This is a genomic window from Cedecea lapagei (assembly GCF_900635955.1).
Classification (GTDB): domain Bacteria; phylum Pseudomonadota; class Gammaproteobacteria; order Enterobacterales; family Enterobacteriaceae; genus Cedecea; species Cedecea lapagei.
In genome coordinates this window covers 2,488,124-2,510,132 of record NZ_LR134201.1, presented here as the reverse complement: position 1 = coordinate 2,510,132, position 22,009 = coordinate 2,488,124, and the positions used below count along the sequence as shown (strand labels likewise).

General features: G+C 55.9%; 21 protein-coding genes. 16 read left to right on the top strand and 5 right to left on the bottom strand.

All coding sequences use genetic code 11. The annotated features are described in order from the left end of the window. Positions 1-63: 63 nt before the first annotated feature. Together EL098_RS12140 and EL098_RS12135 are read left to right on the top strand one after the other, a co-directional pair. The gene (locus EL098_RS12140) at positions 64-1,179 is read left to right on the top strand and encodes a MurR/RpiR family transcriptional regulator (RefSeq protein WP_126356448.1); all 1,116 of its coding nucleotides are present in this window, start codon (positions 64-66) and stop codon (positions 1,177-1,179) included. Positions 1,180-1,267: 88 nt separating this feature from the next. After that, positions 1,268-1,936 carry a DUF3313 domain-containing protein gene (locus tag EL098_RS12135; protein ID WP_126356447.1) on the top strand — a complete coding sequence of 223 codons (669 nt, stop codon included), beginning with the start codon at positions 1,268-1,270 and terminating at the stop codon, positions 1,934-1,936. A gap of 48 nt (positions 1,937-1,984) precedes the next feature. Here EL098_RS12135 and EL098_RS12130 read toward each other — a convergent pair whose 3' ends face one another. Next, positions 1,985-2,884: a DMT family transporter gene (locus EL098_RS12130; RefSeq protein WP_126356446.1), complete on the bottom strand. Its 900-nt coding sequence runs from the start codon at positions 2,882-2,884 to the stop codon at positions 1,985-1,987. A 172-nt stretch (positions 2,885-3,056) separates the two neighbouring features. Between EL098_RS12130 and EL098_RS12125 the strand changes: the two genes are divergently transcribed. Further along, on the top strand, positions 3,057-3,929 hold the full coding sequence (locus EL098_RS12125; RefSeq protein ID WP_126356445.1) for a helix-turn-helix domain-containing protein: 873 nt from the start codon (positions 3,057-3,059) through the stop codon (positions 3,927-3,929). Here EL098_RS12125 and EL098_RS12120 read toward each other — a convergent pair. Next, complete coding sequence (locus EL098_RS12120; protein WP_232012208.1) at positions 3,909-5,075, bottom strand: benzoate/H(+) symporter BenE family transporter; 1,167 nt, start codon at positions 5,073-5,075, stop codon at positions 3,909-3,911. The two genes, EL098_RS12125 and EL098_RS12120, sit on opposite strands and share 21 nt — an antisense overlap. Positions 5,076-5,170: 95 nt before the next feature. Between EL098_RS12120 and EL098_RS12115 the strand changes: the two genes are divergently transcribed. From EL098_RS12115 to EL098_RS12065, 11 genes are all read left to right on the top strand, one after another. After that, a complete protein-coding gene (locus EL098_RS12115; protein WP_126356443.1) occupies positions 5,171-5,710 on the top strand; it encodes a helix-turn-helix domain-containing protein in 540 nt (179 codons plus the stop codon). A 70-nt stretch (positions 5,711-5,780) separates the two neighbouring features. Continuing rightward, a complete protein-coding gene (locus tag EL098_RS12110) occupies positions 5,781-7,745 on the top strand; it encodes a peptidase U32 family protein (RefSeq protein ID WP_126356442.1) in 1,965 nt (654 codons plus the stop codon). A 373-nt stretch (positions 7,746-8,118) separates the two neighbouring features. Continuing rightward, entirely contained in the window at positions 8,119-9,258 is a 1,140-nt protein-coding gene (arnB, locus tag EL098_RS12105; RefSeq protein ID WP_126356441.1) for a UDP-4-amino-4-deoxy-L-arabinose aminotransferase, read from the top strand. Position 9,259: 1 nt separating this feature from the next. After that, the gene (arnC, locus tag EL098_RS12100) at positions 9,260-10,240 is read left to right on the top strand and encodes an undecaprenyl-phosphate 4-deoxy-4-formamido-L-arabinose transferase (RefSeq protein WP_126356440.1); all 981 of its coding nucleotides are present in this window, start codon (positions 9,260-9,262) and stop codon (positions 10,238-10,240) included. Beyond that, positions 10,240-12,222: a bifunctional UDP-4-amino-4-deoxy-L-arabinose formyltransferase/UDP-glucuronic acid oxidase ArnA gene (gene arnA / locus EL098_RS12095; RefSeq protein ID WP_126356439.1), complete on the top strand. Its 1,983-nt coding sequence runs from the start codon at positions 10,240-10,242 to the stop codon at positions 12,220-12,222. The genes arnC and arnA overlap by 1 nt, the downstream gene beginning before the upstream one ends. Continuing rightward, the gene (gene arnD, locus EL098_RS12090) at positions 12,219-13,115 is read left to right on the top strand and encodes a 4-deoxy-4-formamido-L-arabinose-phosphoundecaprenol deformylase (RefSeq protein WP_126356438.1); all 897 of its coding nucleotides are present in this window, start codon (positions 12,219-12,221) and stop codon (positions 13,113-13,115) included. The genes arnA and arnD overlap by 4 nt, the downstream gene beginning before the upstream one ends. 4 nt (positions 13,116-13,119) lie before the next feature. After that, positions 13,120-14,781, top strand: coding sequence for a lipid IV(A) 4-amino-4-deoxy-L-arabinosyltransferase (gene arnT / locus EL098_RS12085; protein ID WP_126356437.1), 1,662 nt, complete (start codon positions 13,120-13,122; stop codon positions 14,779-14,781). Further along, positions 14,778-15,101, top strand: coding sequence for a 4-amino-4-deoxy-L-arabinose-phosphoundecaprenol flippase subunit ArnE (arnE, locus tag EL098_RS12080; protein WP_126356436.1), 324 nt, complete (start codon positions 14,778-14,780; stop codon positions 15,099-15,101). Before arnT ends, arnE begins: the two co-directional genes overlap by 4 nt. Further along, entirely contained in the window at positions 15,101-15,496 is a 396-nt protein-coding gene (gene arnF / locus EL098_RS12075) for a 4-amino-4-deoxy-L-arabinose-phosphoundecaprenol flippase subunit ArnF (protein WP_126356435.1), read from the top strand. The genes arnE and arnF overlap by 1 nt, the downstream gene beginning before the upstream one ends. A 55-nt stretch (positions 15,497-15,551) precedes the next feature. Next, complete coding sequence (locus tag EL098_RS12070; protein ID WP_126356434.1) at positions 15,552-16,136, top strand: flavin reductase family protein; 585 nt, start codon at positions 15,552-15,554, stop codon at positions 16,134-16,136. Continuing rightward, positions 16,136-16,378, top strand: a complete 243-nt coding sequence (locus EL098_RS12065) for a DUF2164 domain-containing protein (RefSeq protein ID WP_126356433.1) — start codon at positions 16,136-16,138, stop codon at positions 16,376-16,378. The genes EL098_RS12070 and EL098_RS12065 overlap by 1 nt, the downstream gene beginning before the upstream one ends. A 150-nt stretch (positions 16,379-16,528) precedes the next feature. Here EL098_RS12065 and EL098_RS12060 read toward each other — a convergent pair whose 3' ends face one another. The 3 genes from EL098_RS12060 to EL098_RS12050 form a co-directional block, all read right to left on the bottom strand. After that, on the bottom strand, positions 16,529-17,344 hold the full coding sequence (locus tag EL098_RS12060; protein WP_126356432.1) for a MetQ/NlpA family ABC transporter substrate-binding protein: 816 nt from the start codon (positions 17,342-17,344) through the stop codon (positions 16,529-16,531). 95 nt (positions 17,345-17,439) lie between these two features. Further along, positions 17,440-18,108, bottom strand: coding sequence for a methionine ABC transporter permease (locus tag EL098_RS12055; protein ID WP_126356431.1), 669 nt, complete (start codon positions 18,106-18,108; stop codon positions 17,440-17,442). After that, positions 18,101-19,123, bottom strand: coding sequence for a methionine ABC transporter ATP-binding protein (locus tag EL098_RS12050; RefSeq protein WP_126356430.1), 1,023 nt, complete (start codon positions 19,121-19,123; stop codon positions 18,101-18,103). Before EL098_RS12050 ends, EL098_RS12055 begins: the two co-directional genes overlap by 8 nt. 475 nt (positions 19,124-19,598) lie before the next feature. Here EL098_RS12050 and EL098_RS12045 point away from each other — a divergent pair, with 475 nt between their 5' ends. Beyond that, positions 19,599-21,287 carry a sensor histidine kinase gene (locus tag EL098_RS12045; RefSeq protein ID WP_126358432.1) on the top strand — a complete coding sequence of 563 codons (1,689 nt, stop codon included), beginning with the start codon at positions 19,599-19,601 and terminating at the stop codon, positions 21,285-21,287. After that, complete coding sequence (gene btsR, locus EL098_RS12040) at positions 21,281-22,000, top strand: two-component system response regulator BtsR (RefSeq protein WP_126356429.1); 720 nt, start codon at positions 21,281-21,283, stop codon at positions 21,998-22,000. Before EL098_RS12045 ends, btsR begins: the two co-directional genes overlap by 7 nt. Positions 22,001-22,009: the final 9 nt, after the last annotated feature.

Sequence of the window (22,009 nt, the reverse complement as noted above, 5' to 3'; positions counted from 1 at the left end):
ATAATTTCAACGCACTATGATGGTTTATTCGCCGGTGATACAGAAACAAGGGATCTTTCAGCGATGGATATTGTTTACCACCTGGTTCATGGGTTAGCGGACTCCTCTCCTCAGGAAACCCGGCTGGCCCGCTTTTTTCTTGAAAACTTCTTTCAGCTACCGGAAGCGACCATGGAGCAGCTGGCCACCCGCGCGGGCGTGAGCCAGGCCACCTTACAGCAGTTTGCCCGCACCGTCGGCTGCAGCGACATGAACGATTTTCTCGGTCAGGTACGCCACCAGCAGCAAGACAGCCGGGTACAGCAGGCGTTAGCCGCGCCCTCCCAGGTGCTTGGGGATGCGGCATGGGTGGATGATGAGACGCTGCAATTTCTGGCAAATCGCGGCGGCGTGGGCAAAGAGGTGCTGGCGCGTTTTTCACACTCCATCGGGCGAGAGGCGGATGGCGATATCATCAGCCGAATTCGCCAGCAGCTGGCGTCATTCAGCCAGCAGGAGTCCAGAGTGGCTCAGGCCATCCTGCAGGATCCTGGTTTTGCTTCGTCGGCCACCATCGATCAGCTGGCGCAGGCGGCGGGCGTGAGCCCGGCTACAATTACACGTTTTGCCAGAGCCGCCGGCTGCGATGATATTCGTGATTTACGTATGAAGCTGGCGCAGGCCAGCGCCGCCGTTCCTCCCAGCGAGCTGCCCGCGTCATGGCAGCAGCGTTTGAGCCTCATCCAACAGTCGCTGAGCCAGCAGCTGGAAACTCTGCCGGAGTCGAACGTCACTCGCGCCGTTTCGCTGCTCAAGCTAGCTAACGCGACGCATATTTTTAGCGCCGGTGCGGCAGATACCCCGTTTGCCAGCCTGCTGCAGTACCGAATGCTGGCGCTTGGGCTGCCCGCAAGCGTCTGTTACGACCCGGCGCTGATGAGCTTTACCGCCTCGATGCTGAATAATGGGCAGGTGATGATCGTCTTCGCCACTTCAACGCCGGACAGCGCGTTACTTGCGGCGGTGCGGCAGGCCAGGCGGCAGGGAGCAGCGATAATAATGGTGGCTAAAGAGCCCGCGGCAGCCGCGCAGGCAGGGGACGTTTTACTCTCTCCCGGGGACGGTCACTATGGCGTGTTGATGTTAATCGATCTTCTGTGCGACGGCGCAGCCGCAGCGGGGCAGGAGCGGGAGAAGTGAGTTTTATCATCATAGCCATTTTACCCACACGCATAGTGTCATTTTTTGCTATACCTGAAAGGCTTATATCAATCACAGGGATCAAACGATGCGTACCACAACGTATTTTAAAGTGGCTTGTCTTGCAGGTTTATTGGCGCTGGCGGGTTGTGCTTCCAAAACAACCTCGCCAGAAAAATACTCTGGCTTTCTGAAAGATTACTCCGGTTTGCAGGAAACAAAATCTGCGACCGGCAAAACCATCATGCGGTGGATTGACCCAAATTTCAAACCCAGCAATTATGACAGTCTGGTCTATAACCCGGTTGTTTATTACCCGACGCCGAAGCCCACCACTCAGATTGGTCAGCAAACGCTGGATGGCCTGCTGACTTATACCAACACTAAGCTGAAGGCAGCGGCGCAGCAGCGTATACCGTTGGTGACGACGCCGGGCCCGCGCAGTTTGATTTTCCGCGGGGCGATTACCGGGGTAGACAGCAGCAACGAAGGGCTGCAGTTCTATGAAGTGATCCCGATCGCTATGGTGGTAGCGGGAACACAAATGGCGACCGGCCACCGTACGATGAACACTAACCTCTATTTTGAAGGCGAACTGATTGACGCGTCTACCAACAAGCCTGTTTTGCGTGTGGTGCGTAAAGGCGAAGGGAAACCGCTGAATAATGAAAGCGCCAAAGTCACCGTCGATACGCTGAAGCAGGTCGTTGATAATTTAGCCACCGACGCCACGATGTTTGACGTGCCGAAGAAATAACTTTCTTCGCGCAGACAAAACCGCAGCCCTGAACAGGCTGCGGTTTTTTTACGCCATTTTTCTACGCCACGGCAACCACTGCTCGGGTCTGGCAAACATGACCAGGTTACCCAGCAGGATCATCACCAGCCCAACGATGGCATTGGCGTGCCAGACATAGCCCTCGTAAATCGTTGAAAGCGTCAGCGCCACCAGCGGAAAGAGCAGCGTGCTGTAAGCCGCCTGGCTTGCACCAATGCGGCCAACCAGCGTGAAATAGGCGCCGAAAGCAATCACCGAACCGAAAATGGCGAGGTAGAGCAGGGAGCCAATGTAGCGCGCGGTGAATTCCGGCATAAATGATTCGCCGCTTGCCAGAGCCACCAGGCCCATAATTGCGGTGCCGTAAAACATCGCATAGGTATTGGTCGACAGCGTTTCCAGCCCACGACTCTGGTGACGGGCGCTGATCATATTTCCCAGAGAGAAGCCAAAGGTGCCGAGTGCGCTAAGGCCGATGCCGATGAGCAGTGAAGGCGCCATCTGGGTGGCAACCAGGTCGTGCCAGAACAGGGCGACAATCCCGGCGATCCCCAGCGCTGCGGCGGGCAGGACCCGGGAGGAAGGTTTCTTGCGGAAAAACAGCATGTTGTTAAAGGCGTTGAACAGCACCGCCATCGAGAAAATCACCGACTCAAGGCCGGAGCTGATATAAGCCGCCGCGTGGTAGAAGCAGAAGAAATTGAAGCCGAACACGCAGGCCCCCTGCAGCACGCAAAACAGGTGATCCTTCAGCGCTATGCGTTTAAGGCGGCCCAGCGCAAGCAGGACAATCAGCATCACCACCGCCGCCACGGCAAAGCGCCAGAAAATAGAGACCGGGACCGAAACCGCTCCCTGCTGCATATAGATGGCAATCCAGGTTGTTCCCCAAATCACCACCACCAGAATATAAAGCAAAGCGTTCATTGTTGTGCTCGTCAGTCAAAAACAGATGATGAGTATCCCTTTTTCACCGGCCAACGGCTTTCATCCGGCTGGCTGACTTGCAAATTCTTGCGGTTTTATTTTGCTGCGGCGCTGGCTACGATGGCCTGCAGTCCCTACACTAGCCGGTATGTTCCAGAAGCCAGCCTCCACTATGAACACGCGATACCATGCCGTTGAAAACCTGCAGCAGCACAAAGCCCGCCTGAACGGCAGCGTTCAGCTTGGGTCAGGTATTCAGCTTGCCGCCTGGTCCAACGGTAACGACCGCGTTACCCAGCGCTGCGATCACCACACGCTCAGCCTGTATGTCACCGCAGGCTATGAGACATACCAAAAAACAGCGTCAGGCTGGCGCAACGGCGGCGGCCCGGATCGCTTCTGCATTATGCCTGAAGACAGTGAATCGACGTGGGACGTCAGGGACGAGTTCTCGTTTGTACATCTTTACTGCACCGATGAACACCTCAAAGAGATTGCCGCGCAGATTTGGGAGCGTAGCCCGGCGGCAATTAACCTGGATGAAAAAACCTTTGCCGATGATGCGCGGATCGTCCAGCTTTACCGCCATTTCTTGCTCAGCTGCGACTGGCAGCAGAGAGCTAATCACCTGACGCTAAGCACGGCCTCCACGCTGTTGCTCACTCATCTGGTACAGCACTACAGCAGCGTGCAGTGGAAATTGCCGACGGTGCGTGGCGGCCTTGCGCCTGCGGTGTTACGCAACCTGGAGGCCTACATCGAACAGAATCTTAGCGAAGCGCTGACGCTCAGCGAGCTTGCCCGTCTTGCGGATCTCAGTGAGTACCACTTTGCACGGATGTTCAAACAGTCAACTGGCCTGGCGCCGCATCAGTACGTCATGCAGCGCAGAATGACGAAGGCGGAGATGCTGGTACGCCAGGGGCACCTGCCGCTGACGGATATTGCTATGGCCTGCGGGTTCAGTTCGCCAAGCCATTTCAGCAACCGCTTTAAAAGCGCCTTTGGCGCAACGCCGTCACAGCTACGCGCGCTTAAGGCGTGAAAACGCGGTATAACAAATCCCTCCGGCGATCATCCCCCAAAACGCAGAGCTGACGCCCAGCAGGTTAGCCCCTGAGGCGGTAACAAGAAACGTCACGATCGCCGCGTCCCTGTCCCGCTCATGATTCAGCGCCTGGTGAAGGCTTCCGGCAATGGCTCCCAGTAGGGCCAGGCCGGCGAGGGTGTGGATCCAGGCCAGCGGCAGCGCCGTCAGCAGCATTGAAATCGAACCGCCAAAAACTCCGGCAATCAGATAAAACACGCCGGCCGCAGCGGCGGCAAGCCAACGCTTGTCCTTCTCCGGATGGGCTTCTGCGCTCTGGCAGATTGCGGCCGTAATGGCGGCGATACAAACCGAAAACACACCGAACGGCGCCAGCAGCAGAGTGATTAGCGCGGTCACGACGATCAACGGTGAAACCGGGACTTTATAGCCGGAGGCCGCCAGCGTGGCGACGCCTGGGGCATTCTGCGAAGCCATGGTTACCAGGAAGAAAGGGATCCCGATACCTAACAGGCTGGCGAAGCTGAAGGACGGTGAAGTGAATGTTGGCGCCACCACGGAGGCCGCGGCGACCTCAGTATGAAGTTCGCCGGTAACGAGGCAAACCACAAGGCCGGCTATCATAGCCACCACAACGGCATAGCGCGGGGCAAACATCTTCGCCAGCAGCCAGCCCAGCAGCATGCTGCCGCACAGTAAAAAGTGACCCTGTAACGAATTGAATGTATCGAGGCCAAACCGCAGCAGCACCCCGGCCAGCATGGCGGCGGAGAGCGTAGGGGGAATAAGACGCATCAGTCTGGCAAACAAGCCGGTCACGCCGCAAAGCAGGATCAGCAGCGCAGCAAAAATAAAGATACCCACGGCCTCATTCAGGCTGTGGCCTGGCAGGCTGGTAGCCAGCAGCGCGGCACCCGGCGTAGACCAGGCCGTCAGTACCGGCACCCGATACCAGAGCGTTAACCCCAGCGTGCTGATGCCCATCGCAATACCCAGCATCGTAAGCCAGCCGGCGATCTGCTGCGGCGTGGCACCAGCGGCGGCTGCAGCCTGCCAGATGATGGCGGCGGAGCTGGCATAGCCGACCAGCACGGCAACAAAACCGGCAAGCAAGGGAGGAAGTGGCGGCAGAGAAAGGCGCATGATTAACTCGTTGTGCGTTATAGCGTCCGCGGAATATAGCATCGTGCGTTATAGCGCACAAGCGGTTATACTTCGCATTCAACAGGAGGAAAAGAATGGATATAGCGCTACATCTGGCGAACACGCTGAAAAGCCTGCGTCAGGCCCGAGGCTGGAGCCTGACTTTGGCGGCGGAGCAAACCGGGGTGTCGAAAGCGATGCTGGGGCAGATAGAACGCAATGAATCCAGCCCGACGGTCGCGACCTTGTGGAAAATTGCTACCGGTTTTAACGTGCCGTTTTCGGTATTTCTTGAGGCCGGGGCTGAACCCGTACGTCCGGTGTTCAACCCGCAGCAGAGTGAAATCGTGGTTGTGCCGCTTTTTCCTTATGATCCCGAGCTACGTTTTGACCATTTTTCTATTCGCCTTGCACCCGGCGGGCTTAGCGAGTCCTCGGCGCACGACGGCGGCGTGATTGAGCATGTGGTGGTGATAAGCGGCGTGCTGGAGATGAAAATCGACGGCGAGTGGCGAACCTTGAAGGCCGGAGAGGGGGTAAAGTTTCACGGCGATCGTCCTCATGCCTACCGGAATTCTGGCGATGATGAGACGCATTTTCACTCGCTAATCCACTATCCCGCGACGACAGCATAATCCCCCTGTTTTTGCGCGGGGGAAGTGACTACAATAGCCGCCTTTCGCCTATTACAGAACACGACAAACTATGCGCCTGCACGCGAATCAACTTGAATTACTTAGCCCGGCCCGTGATACCGCCATCGCCCGCGAAGCTATCCTCCATGGCGCGGACGCGGTTTATATCGGCGGGCCTGGTTTTGGCGCTCGCCATAACGCCGGGAACAGCCTGCAAGACCTGGCCGAGCTGGTGCCGTTTGCCCATCGCTATGGGGCGAAAATCTTCGTTACGCTGAACACGATCCTGCACGATGACGAGCTGGAGCCTGCGCGATCGATGATTATCGACCTCTACGAGGCCGGTATTGACGCGCTTATCGTTCAGGATATGGGCGTGCTGGAAATGGATTTGCCGCCGATTGAGCTGCATGCCAGTACCCAGTGCGACATCCGTAGCGTGGAGAAAGCGAAGTTTCTGTCGGATGCGGGCTTCTCGCAAATCGTGCTGGCGCGCGAGCTGAACCTGCAGCAAATTGCCGCTATCCACCAGAATGTTGACGCGACGATTGAGTTCTTTATTCACGGTGCGCTTTGCGTGGCGTACTCCGGGCAGTGCAACATTTCCCACGCGCAGACCGGCCGCAGCGCCAACCGTGGCGACTGCTCGCAGGCCTGTCGCCTGCCGTACACCCTGAAAGACGATCAGGGGCGCGTAGTCGCTTACGAAAAACACCTGCTGTCGATGAAAGACAACAACCAGAGCGCCAACCTGGCGGCGCTGGTAGACGCCGGCGTGCGTTCCTTCAAAATTGAGGGACGCTACAAAGACATGAGCTACGTGAAAAACATCACTGCGTACTATCGCCAGCTGCTGGACGAGCTGATGGAAGGGCGCAGCGATCTGACCCGCGCTTCCTCTGGCGTGACCTCGCACTACTTTATCCCGTCGCCGGACAAAACGTTCCACCGTGGCAGCACCGACTACTTTGTTAACCAGCGTAAAATTGACATCGGCGCATTTGACTCGCCGAAATTTATCGGTCTGCCGGTGGGTGAAGTGCTGAAAGTCAGTAAAGATCATCTGGACGTCACCACTACCGATACCCTGACCAACGGTGATGGCCTGAACGTCTTGATCAAGCGTGAAATTGTTGGCTTCCGCGCCAATACGGTAGAAAAAACCGGAAAAAATCAGTATCGCGTCTGGCCAAACGAAATGCCGGACACCTTGAAAAAGGTGCGCCCGAACCATCCGCTAAACCGTAACCTGGACCACAACTGGCAGCAGGCGCTGCTGAAAACCTCCAGCGAACGTCGGGTGGCGGTGGATATTGAGCTGAGCGGCAGCCAGCAGCAGCTGGTGATGACGGCGACAAGCGAAGAGGGCATTAGCGTCAGCAAAACGCTTGAAGGTCAGTTTGACGTGGCCAATAACCCGCAGAAAGCCTTCGACAGCCTGCGCGACGGCCTGACCAAACTGGGGCAGACCATGTATGCCGCGCGGAAGGTAAACATCCTGCTGGAAGAGGCGCTGTTTGTGCCTAACGCCCAGCTGAACCAGCTGCGCCGTGAAGCTATTGAGGCGCTAACCGAAGCGCGTCTGCAAAGCTACCAGCGCGGCACACGTAAGGCGGTCAGCGTACCGCCGCCGGTCTACCCGGACAGCCATTTAAGCTTCCTGGCCAACGTATACAACCATAAGGCGCGTGAGTTTTATCATCGCTATGGCGTGCAGCTAATCGACGCCGCTTATGAAGCTCACGAAGAGAAGGGCGAAGTGCCGGTGATGATCACCAAGCACTGCCTGCGCTTTGCGTTTAACCTCTGCCCGAAACAGGCGAAGGGCAACATTAAGAGCTGGAAGGCTACCCCGATGCAGCTGGTGCACGGCGATGAAGTGCTGACGCTGAAGTTTGACTGCCGTCCGTGCGAGATGCATGTCATCGGCAAGATGAAAAACCACATCCTGAAAATGCCGCTGCCGGGAAGCGTAGTGGCCTCAATCAGCCCGGATGAGCTGATGAAAACGCTGCCCGCTAAGGCGAAGCGTTAATTGGATTAGTGATTATTTGGAACCGCCTATATTTGCTGGCGGTTTTTTTTTAATCAACTATGGACGGTTTAAATATTATTTGTGACGGATGAAATTATTACTCTATTAAACAGTGGTGCAAGAGTGCGACGTTCAGATGGCCCTGTCTGCTCTGGTCATAACGGATCGCAGTGGGCGAAGCTTAAGTTCACGATTTTTCGTTATATCTCACTTTCTTAATACTGTTCTAAGATTTCTTTGTTAAATTCCTTTCATTGATAACTTGTTTAGTTAGACAGGACGTACTTTCTGAATGTTGTACTTTTATTTAATTAGCCTGCTTCATTATCCCGTCAGCTTTTGGCGTTCAGCGATTTAATAAGGAATCCACGTAATGAGTGATTTTCTGCCTTTTTCACGGCCAGCGTTAGGTGCGGAAGAAATTGCAGCGGTAACTGAGGTGATGCAATCCGGATGGATCACCACCGGACCGAAAAACCAGGCGCTTGAGAAGGCATTTTGCGACTTAACCGGCAATAAACATGCGATTGCGGTAAGCTCCGCGACGGGCGGGATGCACGTTACCCTGATGGCCCTTGGGCTGCAGGCGGGTGACGAGGTCATCACCCCATCACTAACCTGGGTTTCCACGCTGAACATGATCGTGCTGCTGGGCGCAGAGCCGGTGATGATTGATGTCGATCGCGATACGCTGATGGTCACCCCGGAAGCCATTGAAGCAGCCATTACTCCCCGTACCAAAGCCATTATCCCTGTGCATTACGCGGGCGCGCCTGCCGATATCGACGCGATTCGCGCGATTGGCGAACGCCACGGAATTCCGGTGATTGAAGATGCGGCCCACGCGGCCGGCACGGAATACAAAGGTAAGCATGTAGGCTCTCAGGGAACGGCTATCTTCTCTTTCCACGCCATCAAGAACATGACCTGCGCCGAAGGCGGCCTGATCGTGACCGATGACGACCAGTTTGCTAACCGCATTCGTAGCCTGAAGTTCCACGGGCTGGGCGTCGATGCCTTTGACCGTCAGACCCACGGTCGTGCGCCGCAGGCCGAAGTTATCTCTCCCGGGTTCAAATACAACCTGGCGGACATTAACGCGGCTATCGCGCTGGTGCAGCTGGGCAAACTGGAGCAAATCAACGTCCGCCGTCAGGAAATCGCCGAACGCTATCTCAAAGAGCTGGCCGACACGCCATTCCTGCCGCTTTCTGTACCGGAATGGCAGCATCGCCACGCCTGGCACCTGTTTATCATTCGCGTGGACGAAGCCACCTGCGGTATTTCCCGCAGCGGCCTGATGGAAGCTCTGAAAGAGCGCGGCATCGGCACCGGTCTGCACTTCCGCGCGGCCCACACCCAGAAGTATTACCGCGAACGCTATCCGCAGCTTCAACTGCCGAACAGCGACTGGAACAGCGAGCGCATTTGCTCGATTCCGCTGTTCCCGACCATGACAGACGATGACGCTTCCCGAGTCATTACCGCATTACGTGAAATAGCAGGACTCTAAGATGACGACCCCGGAAACCATCAATAAAGTATCCGTTGTGATCCCGGTGTACAACGAACAGGACAGCCTGCCTGAACTGCTTCGTCGCACCACCGAAGCTTGTCAAAAGCTGAACCGTGATTACGAAATTCTCCTTATCGATGACGGCAGCAGCGACGACTCTGCCGCGATGCTGACCCGCGCGGCAGAAGCCCCGGACAGCCATATCGTCGCGGTACTGCTGAACCGTAACTACGGCCAGCACTCGGCGATCATGGCGGGCTTCAGCCACGTCACCGGCGACCTCATCGTCACCCTGGATGCCGACCTGCAAAACCCGCCGGAAGAGATCCCGCGCCTGGTTGAGAAGGCCGATGAAGGCTATGACGTGGTAGGCACCGTGCGCCAGAACCGCCAGGACAGCTGGTTCCGCAAACGCGCATCGAAAATGATCAACCACCTGATCCAGCGCACCACCGGCAAAGCCATGGGCGACTACGGCTGTATGCTGCGCGCCTACCGCCGCCATATCATCGACGCGATGCTGCACTGCCACGAGCGCAGCACCTTTATCCCGATCCTGGCAAACACCTTTGCCCGTCGTGCCGTCGAAATCCCGGTGCATCACGATGAGCGCCAGTTTGGCGACTCGAAGTACAGCTTTATGCGTCTTATCAACCTGATGTATGACCTGATCACCTGCCTGACCACCACGCCGCTGCGTTTACTGAGCGTTGTGGGCAGCGTCATCGCGCTCTCCGGCTTTGCGCTTGCCGTGCTGCTGGTGGTCTTACGTCTTGCTCTTGGCCCACAGTGGGCGGCGGATGGGGTGTTCATGCTCTTCGCCGTACTCTTCACCTTTATTGGCGCCCAGTTTATCGGTATGGGGCTGCTGGGTGAGTACATTGGCCGTATCTATAACGACGTGCGTGCTCGCCCTCGTTACTTTATTCAACGCGTAGTTAGCAGTGAAACCGCTTTATCTTCAGAGGAAAATCAATAATGAAAGCAGTTGTTTTCGCCTATCACGATATGGGCTGTGTGGGTGTTCGTGCCCTTGTGGAAGCAGGCTATGACATCGCAGCAATCTATACTCACCCGGATAATGCGGCTGAGAATAACTTCTTCGGCTCTGTTGCCCGCACGGCGGCAGAGTTCGGTATTCCAGTTTTTGCTCCTGAAGATGTGAACCACCCGCTGTGGGTTGACCGCATTAAAGACGCTCAGCCTGAAGTCATTTTTTCGTTCTACTACCGCAACCTGCTGAGCGAAGAGATCCTGAACTGCGCTTCCGTAGGCGCGTTCAACCTGCACGGTTCTCTGCTGCCGAAATTCCGCGGTCGCGCACCGCTGAATTGGGTACTGGTGAAAGGTGAAACCGAAACCGGCGTTACCCTGCACCGCATGGTGAAACGCGCAGACGCAGGCGACATCGTTGCTCAGGAGCGCGTAGCGATCGCGGCAGAAGATACCGCGCTGACCCTGCATCACAAACTGTGCGAAACCGCGAAAACCCTGCTGGCGAAGAGCCTGCCGGTGATCAAAACCGGTCACTTCCCGCAGAGCGCTCAGGACGAAACTCAGGCGACCTATTTTGGCGGCCGTTCACCAAAAGATGGCGCCATCAGCTGGGAAGGCTCTGCTGCGGAAGCCAACAATCTGGTGCGTGCGGTAACCGAACCGTGGCCGGGTGCCTTCAGCTACGTGGGCGGCAGCAAATTTATAATCTGGAAAAGCCGCGCGCTGGAAAGCAACAACGGCGCGAAAGCCGGGACCGTCATCTCCGTCAACCCGCTGGTGATTGCCTGCGGTACCGGTGCTCTGGAAGTGGTCACCGGCCAGGCTGAAAACGGCGTATACATGCAGGGCTCTCAGCTCGCGCAGTCCCTGGGCCTGGTCAGCGGCGCCATCCTCAGCAGCAAGCCAGTCTCCGCCATTAAACGTCGTACCCGCGTGCTTATCCTGGGCGTGAACGGCTTTATCGGTAACCACCTGACCGAACGCCTGCTGCGCGATGACAACTTCGAGATCTTCGGCCTGGATATCGGCTCCGACGCTATCTCTCGCTTCATCGGTAACGAGCGCTTCCACTTTGTGGAGGGCGACATCAGCATTCACTCCGAGTGGATCGAATACCACATCAAGAAATGTGACGTGGTGCTGCCGCTGGTGGCGATTGCTACCCCAATCGAATACACCCGTAACCCGCTGCGCGTTTTCGAACTCGACTTCGAAGAAAACCTGAAAATCATCCGCGACTGCGTGAAATACAAAAAACGCATTATCTTCCCATCCACTTCCGAAGTGTACGGTATGTGTACCGATGCCTCGTTTGACGAAGATAACTCGCCGCTGATCGTTGGGCCGATCAACAAACAGCGCTGGATCTACTCCGTCTCCAAGCAGCTGCTTGACCGCGTTATCTGGGCATACGGTGAGAAAGAAGGGCTGCGCTTCACGCTGTTCCGTCCATTTAACTGGATGGGTCCGCGTCTGGACAACCTCAACGCCGCGCGTATCGGTAGCTCCCGTGCTATCACCCAGCTGATCCTTAACCTGGTTGAAGGTTCACCGATCAAGCTTATCGACGGCGGCAAGCAAAAACGCTGCTTCACCGACATCGGCGACGGCATTGAAGCGCTGTTCCGCATTATTGAAAACAAAGACAATAACTGCGACGGCCAGATCATCAACATCGGTAACCCGGATAACGAAGCTAGCATCAAACAGCTGGCAGAGATGCTGCTGGAAAGCTTCGAGCGTCATCCGCTGCGCAGCCAGTTCCCGCCGTTTGCCGGTTTCCGTGAAGTCGAAAGCAGCGCTTACTACGGTAAAGGCTACCAGGACGTTGAGCACCGTAAGCCAAGCATCCGCAACGCCCAGCGTCTGCTGGCGTGGACGCCTGAAGTGCACATGGAAAAAACCATCGACGAAACGCTGGACTTCTTCCTGAAAACCGTTGAGCTGACGGACCCTGCTTCATGAAAAAAGTCGGCCTGCGTATTGATGTCGACACCTGGCGAGGCACCCGTGAAGGGGTGCCAAACCTTCTGGAGACGCTGAGTTTACACTCCACTCAGGCAACCTTTTTCTTCAGCGTTGGGCCGGACAATATGGGGCGCCACCTGTGGCGCCTGATCAAGCCCAAGTTCCTGTGGAAGATGCTGCGTTCTAACGCAGCATCGCTGTATGGCTGGGACATTTTGCTGGCGGGCACCGCGTGGCCGGGGCGCCGGATCGGCGCAGGTAACGCTGAGGTTATCGCGGCGGCGGCGGACCACCATGAGGTGGGGCTCCACGCCTGGGATCACCATGCCTGGCAGGCCTGGGCGGGGGTTTGGGAGCAGGACAAGCTCGAACACCAGATTCGCCTTGGGCTGGAGGCCCTGCAGAACATTGTCGGGCAGCCGGTAAGCTGCTCTGCGGTGGCCGGCTGGCGTGCTGACCAGCGCGTGGTAAAAGCCAAAGCTGCTTTCCCGTTCCAGTACAACAGCGACTGCCGCGGCACCGCGCCGTTTATCCCGGTTCTGTCTGACGGCAGCGAAGCGGCGGTGCAAATTCCCGTGACGCTACCGACCTGGGACGAGGTCATTGGGACTGAAGTCAGTAAAGATAACTTTAACCGCTTTATTCTGGATAAAATTCATCAGGACAGCGGCACACCGGTTTACACCATCCATGCGGAAGTTGAAGGGATGGTGATGCGAGATTCCTTTAGTGAATTGCTGGCCATGGCCGCGGCGGAGGGGATTCAGTTCTGCCCGCTCTGCGAGCTTCTGCCGGACGATTTATCCACGCTGCCGAAAGGCAAAATTGTGCGCGGGACAATTCCAGGCCGGGAAGGCTGGCTGGGTTGCCAACAACTTATAGAGTCGTAAACCGATGAAAACAGCAAAATATGGAATGGCCCTTCTGGTCTGTTTTGCCTTGCTTTACCTGGTACCGCTGGAGTTCCGTCACCTGTGGCAGCCGGATGAAACGCGTTATGCGGAAATCAGCCGCGAAATGCTGCTGTCAGGCAACTGGGTTGTTCCTCACTTCCTCGATTTGCGCTATTTCGAAAAGCCGGTCGCAGGGTACTGGATCAACAACATCAGCCAGTTGATCTTCGGGCATAACAACTTCGCCGTGCGTTTTGGCTCCGTCTTCTCGGTGACCCTGAGCGCGTTGCTGACCTACTGGCTGGCATTCCGCCTGTGGCGCGATAAAGCGGTTGCGGTGCTGGCCGGAGTTATCTTCCTCACCTGCCTGCTGGTCTACGGCATCGGGACCTATTCGGTGCTCGACCCGATGATCACCCTGTGGATGACGGCGGCGATGTGCAGCTTCTGGCTTGCAAGCACGGCCAAAACGACGGGCGGCAAGATCGGTGGCTATGTCCTGCTGGGGCTGGCCTGCGGCATGGGGGTGATGACCAAAGGCTTCCTGGCGCTGGCGGTTCCGGTCATCGGCGTGCTGCCTTGGGTGATTGCGCAAAAACGCTGGAAAGAAGTGCTGCTGTTCGGGCCAATCGCGGTGCTGAGCGCCGTGCTGATTACGCTGCCGTGGGCGGTGGCTATCGCCAAAGCCGAGCCTGACTTCTGGCACTATTTCTTCTGGGTTGAGCATATTCAGCGCTTCGCGGAGAAAGACGCACAGCATAAAGCGCCGTTCTGGTATTACATTCCGTTCCTGATTGCCGGCAGCCTGCCGTGGCTGGCGCTGCTGCCTGGCGCGCTGAAAAGCGGCTGGAAAGGGCGCGGTGAGCAGGGGGGCGCATTTTACCTGCTGGGCTGGGTTATCATGCCGTTCCTGTTCTTCAGCATCGCGAAGGGCAAACTGCCTACCTACATTCTGCCGTGCTTTGCGCCGCTGGCTATCCTGATGGCGCGCCATGCGGTAGAGTTGGCGAAAAGCGGGTCAGCGGTTTTACGCGCTAACGGCTGGATCAACCTGGCTTTCGGTTCGGCCTGTGTTATTACCGTCGCCTTCTTCCTCGCCCCCTGGGGACTGGCAAGGCACCCGGTGTATGCGGCCAATGAAACGCTTAAAGTGGTGCTTGCCTGCCTGGCGTTCGCGGTGTGGGGATTGTTTGGCGCCCTGACCTTGACCCAGACATCCAAACGCTGGTTCTGGGCTGCGCTTTGCCCGCTGGGCCTGGCGTTACTGGTTGGCGCGGTTATTCCGTCGAAAGTGGAGAACTCCAAGCAGCCGCAGGCGTTTATTCATCAAATGCGCCCGCAGCTTGAAGACAGTCGCTATATCTTCACCAACAACGTCGGCATTGCTGCCGGGATTGCGTGGGAGATGAAGCGCAGCGATATCAACCTCTATAACCAGGCGGGTGAGCTCCGTTACGGCCTGGACTATCCGGATGTGATGAACCGCTATATCGGTGCTGAACAGTTCGGTACCTGGCTGGCGGAACACCGTAAGCTGGGGAAAGTCTCGCTGATGCTGTTGGTCTCGAATAACAGCGATCTCAACGATCTGAACCTGCCGCCGCCGGACCACCGGGCCAACAGCGGACGCTTTGTTCTGTTTGAGTACGACGCTCAGCCATGAATATTGCGCTGATTATTCTGGCCAGTCTGCTTAGCTGCGGCGGGCAGCTGTGCCAGAAGCAGGCGGCACAGGGGACGGGGCGCCGTCACCTGGTGCTGTGGCTTGGGCTTGCCATCGTGCTGCTGGGGCTGGGCATGCTGGTCTGGCTGCTGGTGCTTCAGCACGTCGAAGTGAGCGTTGCTTACCCGATGCTAAGCCTGAACTTTATCTTTATTACCCTGGCCGCGCGCTGGATCTGGAAAGAGAAAATTTCCGTCCACCACTGGCTGGGGGTGATTCTGATCATTCTTGGCATTATCGCGCTGGGAGGGCACGCCTGATGGGATATCTCTGGGCGTTGATGAGCGTGCTGCTGGTGAGTGCGGCGCAGCTCAGCATGAAATGGGCGATGATTCAGTTTCCACCGGCTACGCCGAGCCTTGAATTTGTCATGGCGGTGCTGTTTGGCGGCTACGGTCTGCTGGCGCTGGTTTGCGGGCTGGCGGCCTACGCGTTTTCCATGGGATGTTGGTACATGGCGCTTAAGCGGATCCCGCTCAGCAAAGCTTATCCGCTTTTAAGCCTGAGCTATGTGCTGGTGTGGTTTGCCGCCATCAACGTGCCGTGGCTTAATGAAGCGTTTAGCCCGGAAAAACTTATCGGCGTGGCGGCTATTTTTGTAGGCCTGGTGCTGATTTGCCTGCCTCATCGGCTAAGACACAAAAAGGAAAAGTAATGCGCTGATTGTTCAGGCAAACTGACGGTAACTTGGTGAAAGCTGGATGCAAAGTATGGACCCGCATATTATTGAAGTTCCGTTAGAAAAGTCTTACCGCCTGATCAACCACGGCCCAACGGTGCTGGTCTCTGCCCACCATAATGGCGTGGACGACGTAATGACCGCCGCCTGGTCCTGCGCGCTGGATTTTACCCCGTCAAAGCTGATGGTGGTGCTGGATAAAATCACCGCCACCCGCACGCTTATCGAAGAAAGCGGTACCTTTGTTATCCAGGTGCCGTGTGCCGCTCAGCTAAAAATGACCCATTTTCTTGGCACCCATAGCCTGAAAGAGATGCCCGACAAGCTGGAGCAGGCGGGGGCTGAACTGTTTCGCGTTCCTGGCCACAGCGTACCGCTGGTGGCGGGCTGCACGGCGTGGATGGTCTGCAGGCTGATCCCTGAGCCCCATAACCATCAGGCCCACGACCTGTTTATCGGCGAGATTATCGGCGCCTGGGCGGACAGCCGCGTATTCCGCAACGGCCGCTGGTCTTTTGAAACCTCTCCGCCGGAATACCGCAGTCTGCACTACATCGCCGGCGGTCAGTTCTACGCCATCGGCGAGTCGCTGATCGTGCCGGATGTGGAGGCATAATGAAAAAATTAGAGCTGCCCGCCGAAGATTACCGCAAACTGAGCGACTTCATCACCGACTGGCTGGATGAGAAACACGATCTGCAGGTCGGGCAGTTTGAGGCCGAGTTCTTGCTGGATGAGTTAGTCAAAAGGCTGGCGCCGGTTCTCTATAATAAAGGGCTGGATGACGCTCTGGCGGTGGCCCAAAGCAATATGCTGACGCTGGAAGAGCTGCTGGACCTGGAAAAAGTGGTCGGCTAGTTCAGGAGCGAGGCGCGCCTGTTTTAGCCTTCTGCACCCGTGTTTTATTCTGCTCGACAATATCGACTCGAATATCAGCCGCTGTAAGACCTGACGTGAGAATGAAGAAAATAAAGGAGCGCATAGCGCTCCTTCTTCTTGATGGAGGGATTACTGGTTAACCGGCACAACTGCGCCGTGGTATTTCTCGTTGATCCAGTCCTGAATCTCCTTAGAGTGCAGGACCTTCACCAGCTCAACGATGTCATGCTTTTTCACATCGGCACGGTGCACGGTGATGATGTTGGCATATGGGTTACCTTCGGTGCTTTCAACGGCAATCGGATCTTTGATTGGGTTCAGGCCGGCATCAAGCGCATAGTTAGCGTTGATCACCACCGCGTCGCCCTCATTGTTGGCGTACATCTGCGGCAGCAGAGCGGCTTCAATATCAGCCTTGAACTGAAGGTTTTTCGGGTTGGAGGCGATGTCGCTGATGCGTGCATTAACCGGTTTGATGCCTGGTTTCAGGGTGATCACCCCTTCGCGCTGGAAAATAGCCAGAATGCGGCCCTCTTCGGCAACCGAGTCACGCATGATGACTTTGCCGTTCTGCGGCAGATCTTTCAGGCTTTTAAACTTCTTAGAATAGATACCGATCGGCTCAACGTGGATGGCGCCGGCGCTGACGAAATCGTAATTTTTATCGCCCTTATGATCCTGCAGAACCGAATCCAGATAGGGCTGGTGCTGGAAGTAGTTAGCATCAATTTCACGCTCGGCAAGGGTGGTATTTGGCAGGATATAGTCCTGGAAGGTTTTGATCTCAAGATCGATACCTTCTTTCGCCAGAATAGGCTTTGCCTGCTCAAGAATTTCGGCATGCGGCACGTTGGAGGCGCCGACAACCAGCTTTTCAGCGGCGTTGGCGTGGAGGCTTAAGGCGGTTAAAGAAGCCAGAGCTAACATCATAAACTGTTTTTTCATTATTTCGTCCAGTGGTCATTAGTGATTAAAAGTACATTGCCGTGGAATCCCGGGCGGCGGAGTCCGTCTCTGCCGCCCGAAAGCTTAAGAACCCGTCAGCGTTTATCGAGCAGGTGCGTAACGCGGTCGCCGATGAACTGAATAATAAAAACGATCGCTAATATCATGGCCGTAGCCACCAGCGTGACGTCGTTGTGGTTACGCTGAAAACCTTCCAGATAGGCAAGGTTGCCCAGGCCGCCCGCGCCGATAACCCCGGCCATTGCGCTATAGCTCACCAGAGCGATCAGCGTCACCGTAATGCCCGATACCAGGGCAGGGGAGGATTCAGGAAGAAGCACGCGGAAAATCAGCGTATGGGTTTTCGCGCCCATCGACCGGGTGGCTTCAATGACGCCTTTATCGACCTCACGCAGGGCAATTTCCACCAGCCGGGCATAGAAAGGCGCCGCGCCAACAATCAGCGCCGGAAGCGCGGCGTTGGTGCCCAGAATGGTGCCAACCAGCGTTTTGGTAAACGGGATCAGCAGGACGATAAGGATGATAAAAGGGATCGAACGGAAGACGTTTACCAGCACCGTGACCACCGAATAAACAAGGCGGTTCTGCAGCAGCTGGCCTCGAGAGGTCAGAAACAGCAGCACGCCGAGGGCAATCCCGAAAACCAGCGTAGCGAGCCCTGACCAGGCTGTCATATAGAGCGTTTCACCCGTTGCGGTCCACAGCTTGTCGAGATTTAAATGCGGGAAGTATTGATCAAGCATGTCGGATAACCTCAGTTTCTACCCGCTTTTGATTCAGGTAATGCGTAATATTTTCAAGCTGGCTTGCGTCATCGATGTGGACATAAAGCTCGCCAAACGAGCCGTCTACCGTCTGGGTGATATTGCCGTGCAGAATATTCAGCGCGAGGTGAAAATGCTGGATCACATCGGCAATCACCGGCTGCTGAGCTTCTCCACCGGGGAAGATCAGCTTCAGAATGCTGCCGTTTAACCCCTGGACCCAATGTGGATTGAACGGTTCGCTGGTCGTGCCGTGGTTTGCTACCTGGCGAACAAAAGTCTGCGTGATCGGCTGTTCCGGATGGGTGAAAATATCCAGCACCGGCCCCTCTTCAACGACCCTGCCGTTCTCCATCACCGCCACGCGCTGGCAAATTTTGCGTACCACGTGCATCTCATGGGTAATGAGCACAATGGTTAAGTTGAGCTGGCGGTTAATGTCGAGCAGCAGATCGAGGATCGCGTCGGTGGTTTGTGGGTCCAGCGCTGACGTGGCCTCGTCGCACAGTAGAACATCCGGGTTATTGGCCAGCGCCCTGGCGATGCCAACGCGCTGCTTCTGACCGCCGCTCAGCTGTGAAGGCCAGGCATTTTCGCGGCCTTCAAGCCCCACCAGCTTAATCAATTCGTCGACACGCTGCTTAATCTGGCGTTTGTTTGCCCCGGCAATTTGCAGGGGAAACGCAATATTCTCGGCCACCGTACGTGACCACAGCAAATTGAAGTGCTGGAACACCATGCTGACCTTTAAACGCGCCTGGCGCAGCTGCTCTCCGTTGGCCTTAGCAATGTCCTGTCCGGCCACGATAATAGAGCCGGTAGACGGGGTTTCCAGCCCGTTTAATAAGCGAATTAACGTACTTTTACCCGCGCCGCTATAGCCGATAATGCCGTAAATCTGGCCTTTTTCTACCTTAAGATTAATATTATCGACGGCGGTAATTGCGCCATGTTTAGTGGCAAATACCTTAGATACGCCCGAGAGAACGATCATTCTTATATTCCTTAACTGCTTAAATCTTCCCCAATGGGACAGCATGATTAACCATAAATGGTGGCAAACATGCCGTGTTCTGGGCGCTTAATCGTCTTTATCAGGGCGATACTACCTGCTTACGATGTTTGTCAGAAGAATGTAAAAATCATTACTTATAGCCGCCGGGAATATAAAACCGCCAGAGTCTTCCGCGACGAAAGCGGCATTTTCGCTTAGATAAAATCCGGGATTTCTTATATTGAAAATGGCAAAAATACCCATTAATCGGAAATGTTTCATTGCCGGAGATATTTGAAGCTGAGTGATAATTGCGCAGCGCGTTTTCTTTAGTTTCATATATCCATTTCTGAACAAATATATTCGTTACGGCGGCGGGATTTGTGTGCCGGATTTAACAAATCTGAGCTATGCCCCGGAAATCATTTTCCGTTCGCGCTATGTTAGCCGCGTCGAGAACGGAGAGTTTCAGAAGATGTACGAGTTCAATTTAGTCCTGCTGCTTTTGCAGCAGATGTGCGTGTTCCTGGTCATTGCCTGGCTGATGAGTAAAACCAGGCTGTTTATTCCGCTAATGCAGGTGACCGTACGCTTACCCCACAAGCTGCTGTGCTACATCACCTTCTCGGTTTTCTGCATTATGGGCACCTACTTTGGCCTGCATATTGAAGGCTCCATTGCCAACACGCGAGCCATTGGCGCGGTGATGGGGGGCCTGCTGGGTGGGCCGGTGGTGGGGGGCTTAGTCGGGCTCACCGGCGGGCTTCATCGTTACTCTCTCGGCGGTATGACGGCGCTTAGCTGTATGATCTCGACTATCGCCGAAGGGCTGATTGGCGGGCTGATTCACAGCTTCTTAATTAAGCGTGGCCGTACAGACAAGCTGTTTAATCCGCTGGTCGCCGGCGCGGTCACCTTTGTGGCCGAGCTGGTGCAGATGCTAATCATCTTGCTGATCGCCAGGCCGTTTGAAGACGCGCTTCACTTGGTAGAAAGCATTGCCGCCCCGATGATGGTCACCAACACCCTTGGGGCCGCGATGTTTATGCGCATCCTGCTGGATAAACGCGCGATGTTTGAAAAATATACCTCTGCGTTCTCCGCCACTGCGCTAAAAGTGGCCGCCTCGACCGAGGGCATTCTCCGGCAAGGTTTTAATGAGCAAAACAGCATGAAGGTAGCCAGGGTGCTGCACCAGGAGCTGGATATCAGCGCCGTGGCTATCACCGATCGTGAAAAGCTGCTGGCGTTTATCGGCACCGGTGCCGACCACCACCTTGCTGGCAAGCCAATTTCTTCCGGCTACACGTGGCAGGCCATCGAAAATAACGAAGTGGTTTACGCCGACGGTAACGAGCTGCCTTATCGCTGCTCTCTGCATCCTAACTGCAAGCTGGGGTCGACGCTGGTGATCCCGCTGCGGGGCGAGAATCAGCGGGTTATTGGCACGATAAAACTCTACGAAGCGCGAAACCGCCTGTTCAGCTCCATTAACCGCACGCTGGGGGAAGGGATCGCCCAGCTCTTATCGGCGCAGATTCTGGCGGGCAAATACGAACAGCAAAAAGCGCTGCTGGCCCAGTCGGAAATCAAGCTGCTGCACGCTCAGGTTAATCCGCATTTCTTATTCAACGCGCTTAACACGCTGAAAGCGGTTATCCGCAACGACGGCGATAAAGCCGGGCAGCTGGTGCAATACCTCTCTACTTTTTTCCGCAAAAACCTGAAGCGTCCGTCAGAAATCGTCACGCTGTCCGACGAAATTGAGCACGTGAACGCCTATCTGCAAATTGAGCTTGCTCGTTTTCAAAGCCAGCTGACGGTAGAGCTGCAGGTGCCGGAAGCGCTGGCGCAGCAACATTTGCCGGCTTTTACCCTGCAGCCGATTGTGGAAAACGCCATTAAACATGGCACCTCGCAGCTGCTGGGCAAAGGGATTATTACCATTCGCGCACGGGGAGAGGGGCAAAACGTCTTTGTTGACGTTGAGGACAATGCCGGCCTGTATCGGCCAGAAATTAACAGTAACGGGCTGGGAATGAATCTGGTGGACAAGCGGCTGCGTGCGAAATTTGGCGACGACTATGGTCTGGCCGTGAGCTGCGATCCCGATCGTTTTACCTGCATCACTGTGCGTCTGCCCGCCGAGGAGTTTGTATGTTAAGAGTGCTGATTGTTGATGACGAACCGCTGGCGCGAGAGAACCTGCGCATCCTGCTCCATAATGACGCAGAAGTTGAGATTGTGGGGGAGTGCTCCAATGCGATTGAAGCGATTGGCGCCGTGAATAAACTGCGCCCGGACGTGCTGTTTCTTGATATTCAGATGCCGCGCATCAGCGGGCTGGAGATGGTGGGTATGCTCGACGAGCGCCACCGCCCTCGTATTGTGTTTCTCACCGCTTTTGATGAGTACGCGGTGCAGGCCTTCGAAGAGTGCGCTTTTGACTATTTGCTCAAGCCGATAGAGGCCCAGCGGCTGCAAAAAACGCTGTCGCGCCTGCACCAGGAAAACGAAGCGCAGGACATTTCCCGCCTGCCGGAAAGCCAGCAGCTGCTGAAATTCATCCCGTGCAGCGGCCACAGCCGAATCTGGCTGCTGCAGATGGAAGAGGTGGCCTACGTCAGCAGTCGAATGAGCGGAGTGTATGTCACCAGCCGGGACGGCAAAGAAGGGTTCACCGAGTTAACGCTGCGTACGCTGGAAAGCCGCACGCCGCTGTTGCGTTGTCATCGCCAATATCTGGTGAATATGAATTATCTGCAGGAGATCCGCCTGGAGGATAATAGTCAGGCGGAGCTGCTGCTGCGGGATGGACGCACCGTACCTGTGAGCCGTCGCTACCTGAAGTCTCTTAAGGAGGCGGTAGGGCTGTAAAACCGGCAG